Here is a 15,584-nt window from a genome sequence, read left to right as displayed (position 1 = left end):
CGGAATGAGGTGATGGTGGTCAGATCAGTCGTCGTCGCCGGCGCGGCCCGCGAGCGCGTCCGCGTCGCCCCGCGATTCGCGCTCCTCGATCGCCCCCTCGGCGCGGAGGTTCAGGTCGCGCAGGCGCTCTTCCGTCTCCGCGTCGGCGTCCCACAGCCCGCGGTCGATCGCTTCCGTCAGCGTGTCGGTGATCGAGTCGAGCGCCCACGGGTTCACGTCCGAGAGCCACTCGCGGCGGTCCCCGTCGAAGGCGTACGCGTCCGCGACGGCCTCCCAGAGCGTGTCGCTCACGACGCCGGTGGTGGCGTCCCAGCCGAGGACCACGTCGACCGTCGTGGAGAGATCGCCGGCCCCCTTGTAGCCGTGCTCCTCCATCGAGCCGAGCCAGCGCGGGTTCAGGACGCGCGAGCGCAGCGCCTTGCGGACCTTCTCCTCGTTGGTGTAGACGCGCACGTCGTCGGGATCTGAGGAGTCGCCGACGTAGGAAGCGGGCTCTTCGCCGGCGTGTTCCGTGACCGCGGTGATGAACCCGCCGTGGAACGCGTACCAGTCGGAGGAGTCGAACTCGTCCTGCTCGTCGGTGTCCTCGATCTTCACGGTCGCCTCGACGCCGGAGAGCCGGCGCTCGAAGGCGTCGTGCGCCTCGCTCACGCGGCCGCGCTTGCCGAGGGCGTAGCCGCCCCACTGGGTGTACACGTCCGCGAGGTCGGAGCGGTCCTCCCACTCGCCCTCGTCGACTGCCTTGTTCGTCCCCGCGCCGTAGCCGCCGGGCGTCGTCGTGAACACCCGGTGTCTCGCGGCCGACTCGGGGTCGTCGACCCCCGCGGCGGCGAGGTCCTCGGTCTCCGCTTCGACGTGTTTTTTGATGTAGTTCATCGCGTGGGGCTCGTCGAGGTCGACCACGGCGTCGACGGCGTCGTGGATCACGCCCGCGGCCGCGGGGAAGGCGTCGCGGAAGAGCCCGGAGACGCGCGTCGTCACGTCGATCCGGGGGCGGTCAAGCTCCTCCAGCGGGATCGGATCCACGTCCTCGACGCGGCCGGCGTCGGACCACACCGGCTCGACGCCCATCAGCGCGAGCACCTGCGCGATCGTCTCGCCGCGCGTCCGGACCGTCGGCGTCCCCCACGCGACGACGCCGACCTCCTCCGGGTACTCGCCCTCATCATCTACGTGGCGGTCGAGCATTCCCTCGGCGACCTCCCTGCCCACGTCCCACGCGGCGCGGGCCGGCACCTTCCGCGGGTCCAGCGTGTAGAAGTTCCGGCCGGAGGGGAGGAGATCGACGCCGCCGCGTGTGGGCGCGCCGCTCCCGCCCGGCGGGACGTACTCGCCGGCGAGCGCGTCCGCGACGTTGCCGACCTCGGCGCGCGCGCCGCCGACGCGCGGGGCGGCCTCCTCACATATGTACGAAAGCGCCTCGCGGAGGTCGTCGTGCGCGCCCGAGGTCGCTCGCGCGTCGCCGATCGTGTCGACGTCGACGACGAGCAGGTTCATGTTCACCTCGTCGTCCGGGCCCGCCTCCCGCTCGGACTCTGGCACGTCGAAGCCGCACTCGGCGAGCGTCGCCACGAGGTCACAGCTCACCTCGTGGACGCGGTCGGCTGCCGCCGAGTAGGTCATGCCCAACTCCTCGTCGTACGCGCCGGGCTGCTCGCGCATTTGATCGTAGTCGACGCCGAGGACGCCCGCGACCGACTCACGGAGGCTCGGTGCTCCGGGATTCTCAAGCCGGGTGAGCGCGACGAGGTACTCCACCAGCCGGTCGCCCGCCGGCGGCTCGCCGAGCGTGTGCAGCCCCATCCGGATCTGCGTTGTCTTCACGTCGGTGAGGTACGCGTGGATCCGCTCGACCAAGGTGTCGATGTCGAGGATTTCGCCCGCTACTTCGCCCTCAGCGAGCGTCGATCCGGCCTCGTCGGGACCGCGCACGTCGGCTTTCTCGTCGATATCTCCCGCGACTCCCAGCTCGACCGCCAGGTCCAGTTCGTCGACCGCCTCGCGGATCCGACGTTTGAGCCGCTCGCCGTCGTCGGGGCGCGCGTCCGTCGTGCCGGCCTCGCGGTACTGGTCGGCAAGCTCCTCCAGTTCCGCGAGGTCGTCGTAGGTCCCGGCGTTCGCCATCGGCGGAGTGAGGTGGTCGACGACGGCGGCGTACGACCGACGCTTCGCCTGCGTCCCCTCGCCGGGGTTGTTTATCACGTAGGGGTAGACGTTCGGGAGGTCAGAGATTAGCTGGTCCGGCGCGGACGACGCGTCCAGCCCGACGGTCTTGCCCGGGAGCCACTCCAGCGAGCCGTGAGTGCCCATGTGGACGACCGCGTCGGCGTCGAACGCTTCCCGGAGCCAGCCGTAGAAGGCGACGTAGTCGTGGGGCGGTTGGAGGTCGGAGTCGTGGTACACCTTCGAGGGGTCCATCCCGAACCCGCGGGGGGGTTGGACCGTGACGAGGACGTTCCCGAACTCGACTCCCGGGATCGCGAACGGGCGATCGGGCGGGTCGCCCCACTCCGTCAGGACGGCCTCACGGAACTCGTCGTCGAGCGCCGCGAACCGCTCCCGGTAGGTCGCGGGGCTCACGGTGTCGACGCTGAGGTCCCGAACGTCCTCGGGAGCGACCCAGCGGTCGTCGAGGGTGAGCTGGGCGGTGAGCGCGTCGATGAGCGCCGCGCCGTCGCGTGGGGGAGTCTCTGCACCGTCCCCGCCAAGGTCGTACCCGCGCTCGTCCAGCTCCCCGAGGAGGTTCGCCGTGCTCTCGGGGGTGTCGAGCCCGAACGCCGTGCCGATGCCGTCGTCGCTCGGCGGGTAGTTGTGGAGGACGACTGCCACGCGCGCCTCGTCGTTCGGGCGGTGTCGGAGCCGCGCCCAGTTGACCGCCAGCGACGCGACGTGATCGATCCGGTCGTCGATCGGGTAGTGCTGTTTGGGGGCCGAACCGATCCCCGCCGCGTCGTCCGTGCGCTCCTTCCCCGAGACGGGGTGGGTGATCACGTTGCCGTCGAACTCCGGTAAGGCGATCGAAAGGGCCAGTTCGAACCCCATCACGCCCGTGTCGCTGGCCTCGTAGCGCGACCGCGACCGCATCGTCGTCACCGTCTGGAGAACGGGGACGCCCAGACGGTCTAAGAACACCTCCTCGGCGCTCGCCCCCTCGTCGTTGGCGTCGCGGCCGCGCTCGTCCATCGACAGCGCGAACATGAACGACGAGCACATCGCGTCGACCACGGGCTCGCCGTCGTCGAGCAGCCACTCGTCGGTGACGCGCTCTGCGTCCCAGCCGTCCTCGTCGCCCGCGGGGTTACAGAATATCGGGAGCGCGTCGACGCCCCGCGCCTCCAGCGCGCGCACCTGGGCGTCGACGTACCGCGTGTTCTCGTGGGTCCAGTGCGACTCGTAGAACCACACGCCGACGGTCGGCGTGTCGGGGTCGAACGTCGCGACCAGTTCCCCGTACTCCGCCCCCGGGTGATCGGGGTGGTAGACGCCCTCGGACGGCAGCGCGACCGGGTCGTCGTACGCGTACCCCTCCGGCGGCGCGTCGGCCGGCGCGCCGTACGTGTCGGCGAGATATCGCAGGAGGTTCGCGAGGTTGGCGACGCCGCCTCGCTCCAGATAGGCGCGAGCGCGCTCGGCGACCGCGTCGTCGGCCGTCGTGTCCTCGGCGGCGAACGCGTCCCCGGTCGCCTTCACGACGACGGGGATCCCCGCCTCGCGGAGCCGAGCCGTCGCCCGCTCGTAGCCCGGCATGCTGTCGGTTCCGCCGTGGAGCCACAGCACGACCGCCGCCGCGTCAGCCTCGGTCACCGCCGAGAGGAAGTCGTCCACGTCGGCCGGGTCGTCGAGGTCGCCCTTCGAGCGCGCGAGCAGATCGATGTCCGTCTCGTCCGCCGCGGCGGCCACGGACCCGAGTTCGTTCTCCGTCGCCGTGTAGAGTCCGAGTGTCGTCATAAGGTTTGTAAATCCTCGTTGCTGTAAGTCAACTGTGCTTGATGAAGGCAGCGACAAAAACCCACCGACGCCGACCGCCGAGTTCGACGACGTGGTCGGACAGACCGAACTGAAGCGGGCGCTTGCGGCCGTCGGCGCGAACGACGAACTCTCCGGCGCGCTCGTCCGCGGCGAGAAGGGGACCGGCAAGTCGACGCTCGCTCGCGCGCTCGCGTCGTGTCTCCCCGAGCGACGCGTCGTCGCCGACTGCCGGTACGGCTGCCCGCCCGGCGACCCGGACCGACAGTGTCCGACGTGTCGCCGGCGGGCGACCCTTCCGGTCGACACCCGGCCGGCACCGTTCGTCACGCTGCCGCTCGGGGCGACCCGCGAGGCGGTCGTCGGGTCGCTGTCGGTGGCGGACGCGCTCGACGGCGACGCGGCGTTCGACCCGGGGGTGCTCGCGCGCGCGAACCGCGGCGTCCTCTACGTTGACGAGGTGAACCTCCTCGACGACCACCTCGTCGACGTGGTGCTCGACGCGGCCGCGTCGGGCGTGAACACGGTGGAGCGCGACGGCGTCTCGCTGACCCACCCCGCCGAGTTCACGCTGATCGGGACGATGAACCCGGAGGAGGGGGCGCTCAGGCCGCAGCTTCGCGACCGATTCGACCTCGCCGTCGACGTGACCGGCCTCGACGCCACGGCGGACCGGATGGCGGTGGTCGACCGGGCGCTCGGCCGCGACGGCGGCGCGAGTCGGGAGGGCGACGCCGGGCGCGACGCGGACGGCGTGACGGCCGGCGATCCGCCGTTCGACGATCCGGCCGCGGCGATCGCCGACGCCCGCGAGCGCCTCGGGTCGGTGACGCTCCCCGACTCGTTCGTCCGCGACATCGTCGAGCTATGCCGCGACGCCGGCGTCGACGGTCACCGGGCGGACATCGCGGCCGCGCGCTGCGCCCGCACCCTCGCCGCGCTCGACGGCCGGAGTCGCGTGATCGAGGGCGACGTTCGCGAGGCGGCGTCGCTGGCGCTTCCGCACCGCCTGCGCACCGATCCGTTCGAGGAGTCGGCCGACGCTGAGGAACTGATCGACGACCACCTCGACGGCGACGACCCGGAACCGAGCGACCCGGACGCCGATGGCGATGATGGAACAGCAGACGGCGAGTACGATGAGCGCGGAGGCGACGTCGGCGACGGGAGCGGAGACGACGCGGCCGATGGAAGCAGAGACGACGCGGTCGATGAACACAAACCCGATGCGTCCGGCCGGCGGGGAGACGGAGACTCCACCGAAGACGGCGACGGCACCGGTTCAGAGACCGATCGCGGAGACGCCGGTGCGGAGGTCGACGCCGGCGACGGCGAGAGGGAAACCGATCGCGGCGATACCGGCGGCAGCGGGTGCGGCGAGTCCGCCGAAGCGACCGGCGGGAACGCCGAGGGCGACGGCGACAACGAGTCGACGGTCGGCGAGCCTTCGGGCTCGAACGGCGGGCCCGAAGCCGAGACCGAGGAGGCGACGCCGCTGGTGCCGGGGGCAGACCGGGTCGGCGTCGGCGACGCGGTCGCGCCCGAGATGGAGAAACCCGACGCCGACTCGACGGTCGCGGGCGACGGCGACGGGCGGTCGAGCGCGGCTCCCTCGACGCGCGGGACCGGTCCGCGAGTCCGAACCGAGCGAGCGACTCCCGCCGACCGGATCGACGCCGGCGCGTCGGTCCGCGCGTCGGCCGAGCGCGGGGGGCGGGCGGTCGAGGAACGCGACCTCCGGCGGTCCGTCCGCGCCGGCGACGCAGAGACGCTCGTCTGCTTTGCCGTCGACGCCTCCGCCTCGATGCGCGGACCGATGCGGGCGGCGAAGGGCGCGGCGGTCGACCTGCTCCGCGACTCCTACGAGCACCGCGACGCCGTCGCGCTGGTGGCGTTCGCCGGCGACGACGCCGGTGTCTTGCTCCCGCCGACGGACGACGTGGGACGGGCGGCGCGCCACCTGAAGGACCTACCGACGGGCGATCGCACGCCGCTCTCGGCGGGAGTGGACGCCGCGGCGGACGCGATCTCGCGCGCCGACGCCGACGTGGCGCTCGCGATCGTCGTCACCGACGGCGGTGCCAACGGCGCGGAGCGGCCCACCGCGGCCGTCAGAGAGGCCGGCGGCCGGCTCCGCGAGGTCGCCGACCGGACGCTCGTCGTCGACGCCGGCGACGCCGAGGGCGTCGTCCCGACGCTCCTCGATTCGACGGGCGGCGAGCGCGTCCCGCTGTCGTCGCTGTCGGCCGAGCGGGTCGACCGGGAACTCGGTGGAACGGCGGAAAAATAGGTCGCGGAGCGGAGACCGTCGCCGACAGAACGGTGCGATGGCTTCCGGTGTTCACCGTCGCCAGCGGTGGAGCCGGTATGCGCCGCGTTCGTCGGCGTCGCCGTCGTGGTACGCGACCGGTTCCTCGACCGCGGCGATCGCGCCCGCATCGAGCGCGACTGCGGTCGAGACGCCGTCGGTGTCCGCGGACGCCGCCGCTCCGGTTTCGAGATCAACCACGGACACGCCGTGGACCGCTGGGTCGCGGTCGCGGAAGTGCTGTGCCGTCGGCACCGCCAGCGCGGCGTCCGTGCCCGCGACGTGGTGGGCGAAGCCGCCCACGTCGGCGTGCCAGCGTTCCGCGCCCGAGAGGTCGACGCCGACGACGGTGTGCTCTGCGGGATGGCGGGCGACCGTCTCGCGGCCCGCCTCGGGGAAGGTGTTGCCGACGACGAACGCGACGCCCGCGGAGCCGGCGTGGACGTGGTTCGGATAGGCGTACACTCGGTCCGTCGACGTGTCGTCGGTCGACTCGCTCGGGTCGGACGCTCCGTCGCGCACCTCTCGATCGACGGGCGTCCCGAGGTCGAGCGACGCCTGGACCGTTCCGTCGCGACCGAGCAGGTAGCCGCGGTAGTCCGCATGGCTCGCGACCGCGTAGCCGTCCGGAGTGAGCGCGATGTCGCCGACGGGTCTGGTCGCGTCGGCATCGCCGCCGGCGTCCGGCGCGCGACGGGGATCCCACCGGAGCCTGACCTCGCCCGACGCGGGGTCGAGCGCGACCAGCCCGTCGTCGTGGGCGTCCGGCTCGGGACAGCGGTTGTACGCCACGGCGACCCGATCGCCGTCGGCCACCACCGCGATCGGCGAGGCGGCGGCCGCGTACCGCCACGCGACGGTTCCGTCCGGGTCGAGCGCGTACACGACGCTCTCGAAGTGCCGCGCGCTCGCGTCGCCGTCGGTCCCCCGTCGCTCGTACCGCCGCGCGGCCGCGTACGCCCGGTCGCCGTGCGTCTCGATCGCGGCGACGAACGGGTACCAGAAGCGCGTCTCTTTCGCGGGCGGTCCCACGTCGTCCGCCGCCACCAGCCGCCAGCGCTCGGAGCCGTCGGCGTCGACGAGGCGCACGAGGCCGCGCTCGCCCCGAGTGCCGGCGAGGACCCCGCCGTCGAACGGCGTCAGCGCGACGACCGGCTCGTCGCCGGAGAGTCGCCAGCGCTCGGAGCCGAGCCGAACGCCGCGAGTCGCGTCGGAGGGAGAGCCGTCGGTGCGGTCGAACGCCCGGATGTCCCCGTCGGCGGTCCCGACGACGACCGAACCGTCGGTCAGCGCGACCGCGGAGCGGCGTCCTCGCTGGCGCGAACCACCGGGGTCGACGTCGCCCAGCGGAGCGGCGGCGTGCGCGTCGAGCGCGGCGTCGATCCGCGAATCGCTCGCTCCGGGGTCGTCGTCGGCCCCCTCACTCCTCGACGGGGAAGGCATCGTGGAGATCGTGGTGGGTCTCGCCCAGTCCGTCGAGCAGGTCGGTGCCGTGGGTCGCGAGGCGAGCGAGGCTCCGCTCGGCGTCGCGGACGGCGACGAGCCGGCCGCGGACGTAGTCGGCCTCCGGGTCGTCGGCCTCAAGCGTCGCGACCTCCTCCTCCAAGTCGACGAGCGCGGCGTCGAGGTGGCGGCGGAGTTCGTCGAGCGTTTCGGCGGTCGCGAGCCCCTCGATGGGGCCGCTCAGTTCACCGTCCAGTTCCTTCTCGGCGTGTTCGCGCGCGGCGCGGTCGTCGGTGCCGAGGACGTTCATCAGACCGAGTCGCAGCGCTTCGAGTTCGTGGCAGCTCATGTTACTGTAGGGTGTCGTGGACCAGATCGGAGACGATGCGCTCGCGGTCGAGATGCGAGGAGACGATGCGGTCCGCGTCGGACTCGTCGACGCCGCCGTACCAGACGCCGTCGGGGTAGACGGCCACCATCGGGCCGTCGCCGCACTGGTCGAGACAGGAGGTTCGCGTGACGCGCGCGTCGCAGGCGTCGGAGTCGCGGACGGCCTGACGGAGCCGCTCCAACACCGCGGGCGAACCGGCGGCCGCGCAGGTCTGGTTCGTGCAGACAGCGACGTGGTTGGCGGGCGCGTCGTGGGCGTGCGGGTCGTCGTCGACGTCCTCGCGGTCGGCGTGGGCTGCGCCGTGGGTGAGTGCGCGCAGCATTGCGCGGGCGCCGCCCTCGTCGGCCTCGTAGCCGTCGAGTTCCACCTTGTACTTGCAGGTGTCACAGGACATCTCGACGCTGCCGGTGCGGGCCTCCTGCCACCGATCCGAGAGCACGTCGAGCAGCCGCGGGTCCGTCCCGAGGGGTTCGCCCGGAGCCGCGTCGACGTAGGGGTACTCCGCGTCGAACGACTCCGCGCCCTCCTTGATCCGTCCGGTGAGCACGCCGTCGCCGAGCATGTACGGGAGGACGACGACCGCGTCCGGCCGCGCGCGGGCGACGCGGTGGAGCGTCTCGTCGAGCGTCGGGTCGGTGACCCCGATGAACGTGGCGCGCGCGTCGGCGAACTCGCGGCCCTCGTACAGCAGCCGCGCGAGCTTGTGCACGTCGGCGTTGGCGTCGGGGTCGGAGGAGCCGCGGGCGCACAGCACGACCACGACCTCGTCGTCCGCGCGGTCGACGCCCAACTCTCTCTCGACGGCCGCCGCGCGGTCGTCGAGCAGGTCGAGCAGCGCGGGGTGGACGCCGAGGTGCGACCCGTTTTCGATCTCCACGTCGGGGTGTTCGGCCCGCGCACGCTTCACGGCGAGGGGAACGTCGTTTTTCACGTGGCTCGCCGCGAAAAGCGAGAGGTGGACGACCGAGACGCGCGAGACGGTCCCCGCGAGCCCCGAGATCGCCTCGTCGATGGCCGGAGACGCGAGTTCGAGGAACGCGGCGTCGACCGGGATCCCCAGTCGAGATTCGAGGTCGGCCGCGAGCGCCCGCACCTGCTCGTTCGACTTCTCCCGACGGGAGCCGTGCCCGACGAGCAGCACCGCTTCGTCCGAGATCGCGGCGGGCGTGAGAGCGGCGTCGCTGCTCATGCGCGCTCCTCCCCCTCGCGGACGCGCTCGATGCTCTTCCGAGTCTTGGTCCGTCGCTGCGGCGCGAACAGCCCGGAGTCGCCGCTCCCCTCGTAGAGCCATTCGCCGAGGGCGGGGCCGGCGTCGTCGGCGACGCCGAACCAGTAACCGCTCGACGAGGACTCGTTGAGGTCGCCGTACGGGGCCTCGACCGGCGCGGCGTCGAGGTGACTGCGAACGGTCGCGAGCAGCGCCTCGTCGTCGTGGACGACCGAGATGCCCACCGCGTTCGCGTCCGACTTGTAACACACCGTCCCGCACCCCTCGACGATTCCGCGGAGCAGCTGGCGGCGGTGGTCGGCGAGAGCGGAAAAGCGGTAGCCCCCGTCTCCGTCAGAGGCGTCGCCACCGGACGCGCCTCCACTGATCGGGAGCCCGAACGCGGCGGCCGCCCGCCGGGCCGCGGGCGTCTCGACGGCGACGACGTACTCGTCGCTCGTGCGGGTCACGTCGGTGTCGTGGGCGTACTCGCGCTCGGTCACCTCGCGCTCGCGGTCGACGTCGCGCGCGCCGAACAACGCCGCGACCCGCGTCGCCGCCGGCGCGTCGCCGACTCGGACCTGCACCTCGTCACCGGCGACCGCGCCGTCGGCGGCCACGCGGCCCCACAGGTACGCCGCCTCGGGCGTCGCGTCGAGGAGGTCGTCCGGCGCGTTCGGCAGCGGGTCGCCGGTCCAGTCCGCACGATCGCTCATTCGTCGTCCCCCTCCGCGACCGTGATCGCGTCGAGCGGGCACGCGGCGGCCGCCTGCTCCGCGTCCGCGATCCGGTCGTCGGCGAACGTCGCCGTCACGTTCGCGGCCGTCCGCTCGACCGCCTCGGCGGCGTCGGCGTCGATCCCCGCGAGTCCGTCGTCGTCCTCCACGAACCGGGGGTCGCGGACCAGACACGCGAACACGCCGTCGCAGGCGTCGCGGTCGACCGTCACCGTGTAGCGCTCACTCATCTCAGTAGTCGTACTTGGTCTCGTAGCCGCGCGGGGTGACCATCCGGTCGTCCCACACGTACGTGTCCTCGTTGCCGACGACGACGGTCGTCGTCATGTCCACGAGGTCGGTCTCGCCGTACGCCTCCAGTTCGCCGAGCGTCGTGATCTCCATGGTCTCGTCGTCTCGGCCGGCCCCGTGAACGATGCCGACGGGCGTGTCGTCCGCGCGGTGCTCTCGCAGGATCTCACAGGCCGTCTCCCAGTTCTCGCGGCGCTTGCGGCTCCACGGGTTGTAGACGGTGATCGTGAACCCCTCGTCGGCGACGGCGTGGAGCCGAGACTCGATCTCCTCCATGGGCGTGAGGTGGTCCGACAGCGACACCGACACGGAGTCGTTCACGAGCGGCGCGCCGAGCCGGGCCCCGCAGGACTGCGCCGCGGGGACGCCGGGAACGACCTCGAAGTCGACCATCGAGGCGGTCGCCCCCTTCGATTCGAGGATCTCCAGTGCGAGCCCCGACAGCGCGTACACGTTGGGATCGCCGGAGCCGACGATCGCCACGTCGTTGCCGGCGAGCGCGCGGTCGATCGCCTCCTCGGTGCGGGAGACCTCGCCGCACATCGGCGTGTCGTACAACTCGTCTGCCTCCTCGGTGATCTCGTCGGGGATGAGGTCGATGTAGGTGGTGTAGCCGACGATGTGCTCGGCGTCCGAAAGCGCCGCCTTCGCCCGCGCGGTCATCCCCTCGGCGTGGCCGGGTCCGAGCCCGACGGCGACGAGCCGCCCGGGGTCGGCGTCGAACTCGTCCACGGTCGCCTCGACCTTCTTCTTCGTGTCGCTCGACGCGCCGCCGCAGGCGCTCGCGTCGGCGGAGTCCGCGGAGTCGCTCGCGGTCGACGACGCGCCGCAGGCCGATTCCGACGATGGGGTCGCGTCCGCCTCTGCCGCCTCCGCGGCCGCTCCGCCGTCGGTCGCCGCGCCGCACGCGCTCGTCTCGGTGTTGTCTCCCGTGCTGTCCGCCTCGTCCGTCGAACCGCCGCAGGTGGTGTCGCTCATGGTGTGTGGTGTCTCAGAAGTCCTCCACGTCACGCCCGCCGCGCGGGGTGACGAGGTAGTCGCGGTAGTCGTTCTCCCAGACCTCGGTCTCGTGGGTGCCGACGAGGATGGAGGTGCCCATCCCGCCGACCTCCTCGTCGTGCTCGGTCGCCTCGCCGAGCGTCGTCAGGGTGTACGTCTCGCCGTCGACGTTGCGGCCGGCGTCGCCCCGGCCGGCGTCGTTGACGATGGCGACGGGCACGTCGTCGTGGCGCTCCTCGCGGAGCACCTCGATCGCCCGCTCGTAGTCGCGCCAGCAGTTGTACAAGACGATCACGAAGTCGGCGATCGCCGCCGCGCGGAGCTTCTCTTCGATCTCCGCCCAGCCGCGCCACTTGTCCGACAGCGAGACCGTACAGAAGTCGTTCGACAGCGGCGCGCCGAGCGTCGCCGCGCCGCCGAGCGCCGCGGTGACGCCGGGAACGATCTCGACGGGCACGTCGGTCGCCGCCTCTGCCTCGGCCATCGTGAACAGCAGGTCCGACTTCCCGTACACGTTCGGGTCGCCGCCGGAGACGTGCGCCACGTCTTGGCCGTCGCGGACGCGCTCGAACGCCTCGCGGGCCAACTCGACCTGCTTGCCCATCGACGAGCGGACGAGTTCCTGGTCGGCCGCCGCCTGTTCTTCCTCGGGCGGGAGCGTCCCGTCATCGCGGAGGAACGCCTGATACAGGTTCGAGGCGATCACGCAGTCGGCGTTCTCGATGACGCGGCGAGCGCGCTCGGTCATCTCGCCCGGCAGCCCCGGACCGATGCCGACGACGTACAGCGTACCGTACCCCTCGGGCGCGTCGCCCGCGGGGTCGCCGCCGGCGGCCGAACGGGAGTCGGGAAGGGTTCCCGTCTCCGCGTCGCCGCTCATCTCCCCACCGCCACGGTGACGCTGTCCTCGTAGCCGATCTTCTCGACGACGAGTTCGTGGTCGCGGCCGCCGGCGATGGCCGACGCCTCGGAGATGCCGGGCCACCCGATCAGCTCCTTCGAGCGCGACGGCGTCGGGCCCTCGAACTCCTCTAAGGTCTCCTTCTCGAAGCTCACGACGCCGAGATCGCGGTTCTCGGCCGCCTCCAACAGGCCGGACTCCTCCTCCTTGCGGGTGCCGGTGGCGACGAACTCCACGTCCTCGAAGTCGGCGTCGGCCTCGTCGAGCGCGTGCGACCACGCCGCATCGAACTGCTCCGCGGTCGCGCCCGACACCGATCCCGTCCCGAGGACGACCCCCTCGTCGGGGCCGCTGTTCCGTTTGAGGACCGTCACGTCGTCGCCGACGAGCACCGCGCGCGGCCCGTCGAGCCGCGCGACGGGGCCGAGCTCGTCGTCGAGGACGGCGAGGTTCGTCGCGACCGTCGAGTCGCCGTTGACGACGTGGGCGTCGAGCGCCTTCGCGCGCTCCTCCACGCCCTGCTTGCCCGCGGCCTCGCTGGCGGTCGTCATCGCCGGCACCGCGCCGAGCGAGGCGAGGTCGTCTGCGACCTGGTTCGCGCCGTGGTGTCCGCCCGTGAGCGGGATCGCCCACGTCAGCTCCTCGTCGACGACGACCACCGCGGGGTCGTCCCACTTGTCGTCGAGAAGCGGCGCGGTCTTGCGCATCGCGATGCCGCTTGCCATCAGCCCGCAGAACACGTCGTACTCGCCCCAGTGCTCGGCGAAGACGTCGCCGTGGTACTCCAGCAGGTCGATCCGGTCGTAGCGGTCGGCCAGCCCCGCTTTGATCTCCTCTGCGGTGTCGCGCTTGCGCTCGAAGGTGACGATCCCGAGCGTCTCGGCCACCTCGCCGTCGGAGTCCGCCGTCGAGCAGTGCCCGCCGCCGGAGTCGGAGTCGTTCACGTCGTTCGATTCTGTCGCCGTATCGTCGTCCGTGCTCATTGCGCAGATTCCTCCGTGATCGCGTCAGTGTCGTCGCCGTCTCGCGTACTCTCCTCCGCGTCTCGCTCCGGTTCCTCGTCCGTGGAGTCGCCCCCGCCGATTCCGTCTCGCGCCCCCTCGACCTCGCCGTTGGCCCAGTCGCCGTAGAGGTAGGAGCGCTCGTAGCCGCCGCCGGTGACCGCCTCGCCGATGACCACGAGCGCGGAGGCGCGGTAGCCAGCCTCCTCGACCGCGTCGGCGATGTCGCCAACCGTCCCGCTTATCACGTCCTCGTCGGGCCACGAGGCGTGGTACACGACCGCGACGGGCGTGTCCGGGTCGACGCCGTCGTCCAGCAGACGGTCCATCGTCTCGCGGACCGCGTGGGTGCCGAGGTAGATGCAGGTCGTCACGTCGCCCATCCGGACGAACTCCGAGATGTGGTCCTCCTCCGGGCTCAGGGTCTTCCCCTGCGGTCGGGTGAACGCGACGTGGTTGGCCACCTCGTTGAGCGTCAGTTGAGTGTCGAGCGTCGCGCTCGCGGCGAACGCCGAGGTGACGCCCGAGACGAAGTACGTGGAGATCCCCTCGGATTCGAGCGCGTCCATCTGCTCTAGGGCGGCCCCGTAGATCGACGGGTCGCCGGAGTGCAGCCGGACGACCGTTCGCCCCGCTTCGTGGGCGTCCCGCATCAGGGGGATCAGCTCTTCGAGGTCCTTCCCGACGGAGTTCACCTGCTCGGCGTGGGCACAGAAGGCGTCGAGCAGCTCGCTGTTCACCAGCGACCCCGCGTGGACGACGAGGTCTGCCTCTTCGAGGAGCGCTCGTCCGCGCACCGTGAGGAGTCCGGGGTCACCGGGACCCGCGCCGACGAACGGAATTCCCTCTCGGTCCGACAGCACCTCGGTCGCGGGGTCTGGGGGCGCGTCGCTCACGCGTCTCCCACCTCCGCGAATGCCGCGGTCGCCGGATCCTCGCCGGCGTCGGGGCGGCGAGCGTACGCGAGCGTGTAGTAGTCGCGGTCGGCGACCGCCTCCGGGTCGTCGGTGACCACGGTGTCGCCCTGCTCCATGAACAGCCGGCGGCCGTACGTCACGTCGTAGCCGGCCGCCACGAGCCCCTCGTGGGTCGCCGGCGCGTCGGTCACCTTGAACAGCACCATCCGGTCGGGGCCCGTCGGCGACTTCCCTGCGTCGGCCTCGCGGAGCGCCAGCCCCGCGCCGGCCTCCACCTCGACGCCGAGGGCGGTCGTGAACGCGGTCGTCGCCGAGACGCCCGGCACCGTCTCGACCGCCACGTCCGGGTGGAAGGCGTCGAGTGTCCGCCGGAGATGGCCGAACGTCGAGTAGACGTTCGGGTCGCCGAGGGTGACGAACGCCGCGTCGCCGTCGCGGGCAACGGGTGCGACCGCGTCGGCGGCCTCGCGCCACGCCCGCCGGAGCTCGTCGGGGTCGCGCGTCATCGGGAAGTCGAGGTCGCCCAGCCGCGACTCGGGTACGTGTTCGACGGCGACGGAGCGCGAGAGCCGCCCCGGCGTGTAGACGGTGTCAGCCGACTCCAAGACGCGCTTCCCCCGGAGCGTGATCAGGTCGGCGGCCCCCGGGCCGAGGCCGACGCCGTACAGGGTCACGCGCCACCTCCGGCGCTCGGCGCGTCAGCCGTCGATTCGGCCCCTCCGCCCGAACCGTCTCCGACCCCACCCGTGATCACGTACACCGGGTTGTCCGAGTCGAAGCTCGTCGCGCCGGCAAGTTCGTACCCGTGGCTCGCCTGGAACTGGACGACCTCGTCGAGGATATCCCGATCGCGGAACGCCTCAACCGCGCGCCCGGCGACCTCCAGCCGCGAGACGTTCATCACGACGCGAGAGACGCCCGTCTCGACCGCCCGGTCGAGCACCGCCTCGAAGTTTCGCGACCCGCCGAGAAACAGCGCGTCCGCGTCGTCGGGGAGGCCGTCCGGAGCCTCGGCCTCGACCAGGTCCACGTCCGCGTCGAGGGGAGCGTTCGCCGCGAGGTTCTTCTCCGTCACTGCCAGTCGGTCGGGCTTGCGTTCGAGCGCGGTGACGCGACCCGCGCGGCGAGCCGCTTCGATCGTCACCGCGCCGGTGCACGAGCCGACCTCGACGAAGTGGTCCTCGGGAGTGAGTCCCAGCTTCGAGACGGTCACGGCTCGGATCTCGGGCTTCGTCGGGCCCGCTTTCGCGTCGTGGGGGAGGCGTGTCGACGGCGTTCGAGGCATCGGTTCCACGAGAGGAAGCCCGCGTAATAACAATTTGGATTGTTCTAAGAAAAGTTATATTGAATTACGGCTCACGGACCGGTCGGTACGCGGTGGGGGCTGAAACGCTCGGCCGTCGTCGACGGCTCGCGTCGGCGG

At 71.9% G+C, this 15,584-nt stretch carries 13 protein-coding genes; 1 reads left to right on the top strand and 12 read right to left on the bottom strand.

What is annotated here, in order from left to right:
• Positions 1–24: 24 nt before the first annotated feature.
• Positions 25–3,948, bottom strand: a complete 3,924-nt coding sequence (gene cobN / locus ACZ45C_RS12270; protein WP_460562345.1) for a cobaltochelatase subunit CobN — start codon at positions 3,946–3,948, stop codon at positions 25–27.
• Between the two features lie 34 nt (positions 3,949–3,982).
• Here cobN and ACZ45C_RS12265 point away from each other — a divergent pair, with 34 nt between their 5' ends.
• Positions 3,983–6,256, top strand: a complete 2,274-nt coding sequence (locus tag ACZ45C_RS12265) for an ATP-binding protein (RefSeq protein ID WP_460562347.1) — start codon at positions 3,983–3,985, stop codon at positions 6,254–6,256.
• 51 nt (positions 6,257–6,307) lie between these two features.
• Here ACZ45C_RS12265 and ACZ45C_RS12260 read toward each other — a convergent pair whose 3' ends face one another.
• The 11 genes from ACZ45C_RS12260 to cbiT are packed head-to-tail and all read right to left on the bottom strand — an operon-like array spanning position 6,308 to position 15,446.
• Positions 6,308–7,717, bottom strand: coding sequence for an outer membrane protein assembly factor BamB family protein (locus ACZ45C_RS12260; RefSeq protein WP_460562349.1), 1,410 nt, complete (start codon positions 7,715–7,717; stop codon positions 6,308–6,310).
• Positions 7,695–8,066 carry a DUF3209 family protein gene (locus ACZ45C_RS12255; protein WP_460562351.1) on the bottom strand — a complete coding sequence of 124 codons (372 nt, stop codon included), beginning with the start codon at positions 8,064–8,066 and terminating at the stop codon, positions 7,695–7,697. The genes ACZ45C_RS12260 and ACZ45C_RS12255 overlap by 23 nt, the downstream gene beginning before the upstream one ends.
• A gap of 1 nt (position 8,067) precedes the next feature.
• A complete protein-coding gene (locus ACZ45C_RS12250) occupies positions 8,068–9,297 on the bottom strand; it encodes a CbiX/SirB N-terminal domain-containing protein (protein ID WP_460562353.1) in 1,230 nt (409 codons plus the stop codon).
• Positions 9,294–10,031, bottom strand: a complete 738-nt coding sequence (locus ACZ45C_RS12245) for a cobalamin biosynthesis protein (protein ID WP_460562355.1) — start codon at positions 10,029–10,031, stop codon at positions 9,294–9,296. The genes ACZ45C_RS12250 and ACZ45C_RS12245 overlap by 4 nt, the downstream gene beginning before the upstream one ends.
• Complete coding sequence (locus tag ACZ45C_RS12240) at positions 10,028–10,282, bottom strand: ferredoxin (protein WP_460562357.1); 255 nt, start codon at positions 10,280–10,282, stop codon at positions 10,028–10,030. The genes ACZ45C_RS12245 and ACZ45C_RS12240 overlap by 4 nt, the downstream gene beginning before the upstream one ends.
• Position 10,283: 1 nt before the next feature.
• Positions 10,284–11,321 (bottom strand): precorrin-3B C(17)-methyltransferase, encoded by a 1,038-nt coding sequence (gene cobJ / locus ACZ45C_RS12235; protein ID WP_460562359.1) that lies wholly within the window; start codon positions 11,319–11,321, stop codon positions 10,284–10,286.
• A gap of 13 nt (positions 11,322–11,334) precedes the next feature.
• Complete coding sequence (locus ACZ45C_RS12230) at positions 11,335–12,222, bottom strand: precorrin-3B C(17)-methyltransferase (RefSeq protein ID WP_460562361.1); 888 nt, start codon at positions 12,220–12,222, stop codon at positions 11,335–11,337.
• Positions 12,219–13,226 carry a cobalt-precorrin 5A hydrolase gene (cbiG, locus tag ACZ45C_RS12225; RefSeq protein WP_460562363.1) on the bottom strand — a complete coding sequence of 336 codons (1,008 nt, stop codon included), beginning with the start codon at positions 13,224–13,226 and terminating at the stop codon, positions 12,219–12,221. The genes ACZ45C_RS12230 and cbiG overlap by 4 nt, the downstream gene beginning before the upstream one ends.
• Positions 13,223–14,140: a cobalt-precorrin-4/precorrin-4 C(11)-methyltransferase gene (locus tag ACZ45C_RS12220; RefSeq protein WP_460562365.1), complete on the bottom strand. Its 918-nt coding sequence runs from the start codon at positions 14,138–14,140 to the stop codon at positions 13,223–13,225. The genes cbiG and ACZ45C_RS12220 overlap by 4 nt, the downstream gene beginning before the upstream one ends.
• Entirely contained in the window at positions 14,137–14,835 is a 699-nt protein-coding gene (locus ACZ45C_RS12215; RefSeq protein WP_460562367.1) for a cobalt-factor II C(20)-methyltransferase, read from the bottom strand. Before ACZ45C_RS12215 ends, ACZ45C_RS12220 begins: the two co-directional genes overlap by 4 nt.
• Positions 14,832–15,446, bottom strand: coding sequence for a precorrin-6Y C5,15-methyltransferase (decarboxylating) subunit CbiT (gene cbiT, locus ACZ45C_RS12210; RefSeq protein ID WP_460562369.1), 615 nt, complete (start codon positions 15,444–15,446; stop codon positions 14,832–14,834). Before cbiT ends, ACZ45C_RS12215 begins: the two co-directional genes overlap by 4 nt.
• Between the last annotated feature and the right edge of the window lie 138 nt (positions 15,447–15,584).

The organism is Halorubrum pallidum (genome assembly GCF_055380345.1).
Note: the sequence above shows the minus strand (reverse complement) of the source record. Positions and strands in the feature narration are given on the sequence as shown.

Coding starts and splice junctions, on each gene's coding strand:
- ACZ45C_RS12255 (WP_460562351.1), bottom strand. CDS start 8,066: ATGAGCTGCCACGAACTCGAAGCGCTGCGACTCGGTCTGATGAACGTC.
- ACZ45C_RS12240 (WP_460562357.1), bottom strand. CDS start 10,282: ATGAGTGAGCGCTACACGGTGACGGTCGACCGCGACGCCTGCGACGGC.
- cbiT (WP_460562369.1), bottom strand. CDS start 15,446: ATGCCTCGAACGCCGTCGACACGCCTCCCCCACGACGCGAAAGCGGGC.
- cbiG (WP_460562363.1), bottom strand. CDS start 13,226: ATGAGCACGGACGACGATACGGCGACAGAATCGAACGACGTGAACGAC.
- cobJ (WP_460562359.1), bottom strand. CDS start 11,321: ATGAGCGACACCACCTGCGGCGGTTCGACGGACGAGGCGGACAGCACG.
- cobN (WP_460562345.1), bottom strand. CDS start 3,948: ATGACGACACTCGGACTCTACACGGCGACGGAGAACGAACTCGGGTCC.
- ACZ45C_RS12250 (WP_460562353.1), bottom strand. CDS start 9,297: ATGAGCAGCGACGCCGCTCTCACGCCCGCCGCGATCTCGGACGAAGCG.
- ACZ45C_RS12260 (WP_460562349.1), bottom strand. CDS start 7,717: ATGCCTTCCCCGTCGAGGAGTGAGGGGGCCGACGACGACCCCGGAGCG.
- ACZ45C_RS12230 (WP_460562361.1), bottom strand. CDS start 12,222: ATGAGCGGCGACGCGGAGACGGGAACCCTTCCCGACTCCCGTTCGGCC.
- ACZ45C_RS12245 (WP_460562355.1), bottom strand. CDS start 10,031: ATGAGCGATCGTGCGGACTGGACCGGCGACCCGCTGCCGAACGCGCCG.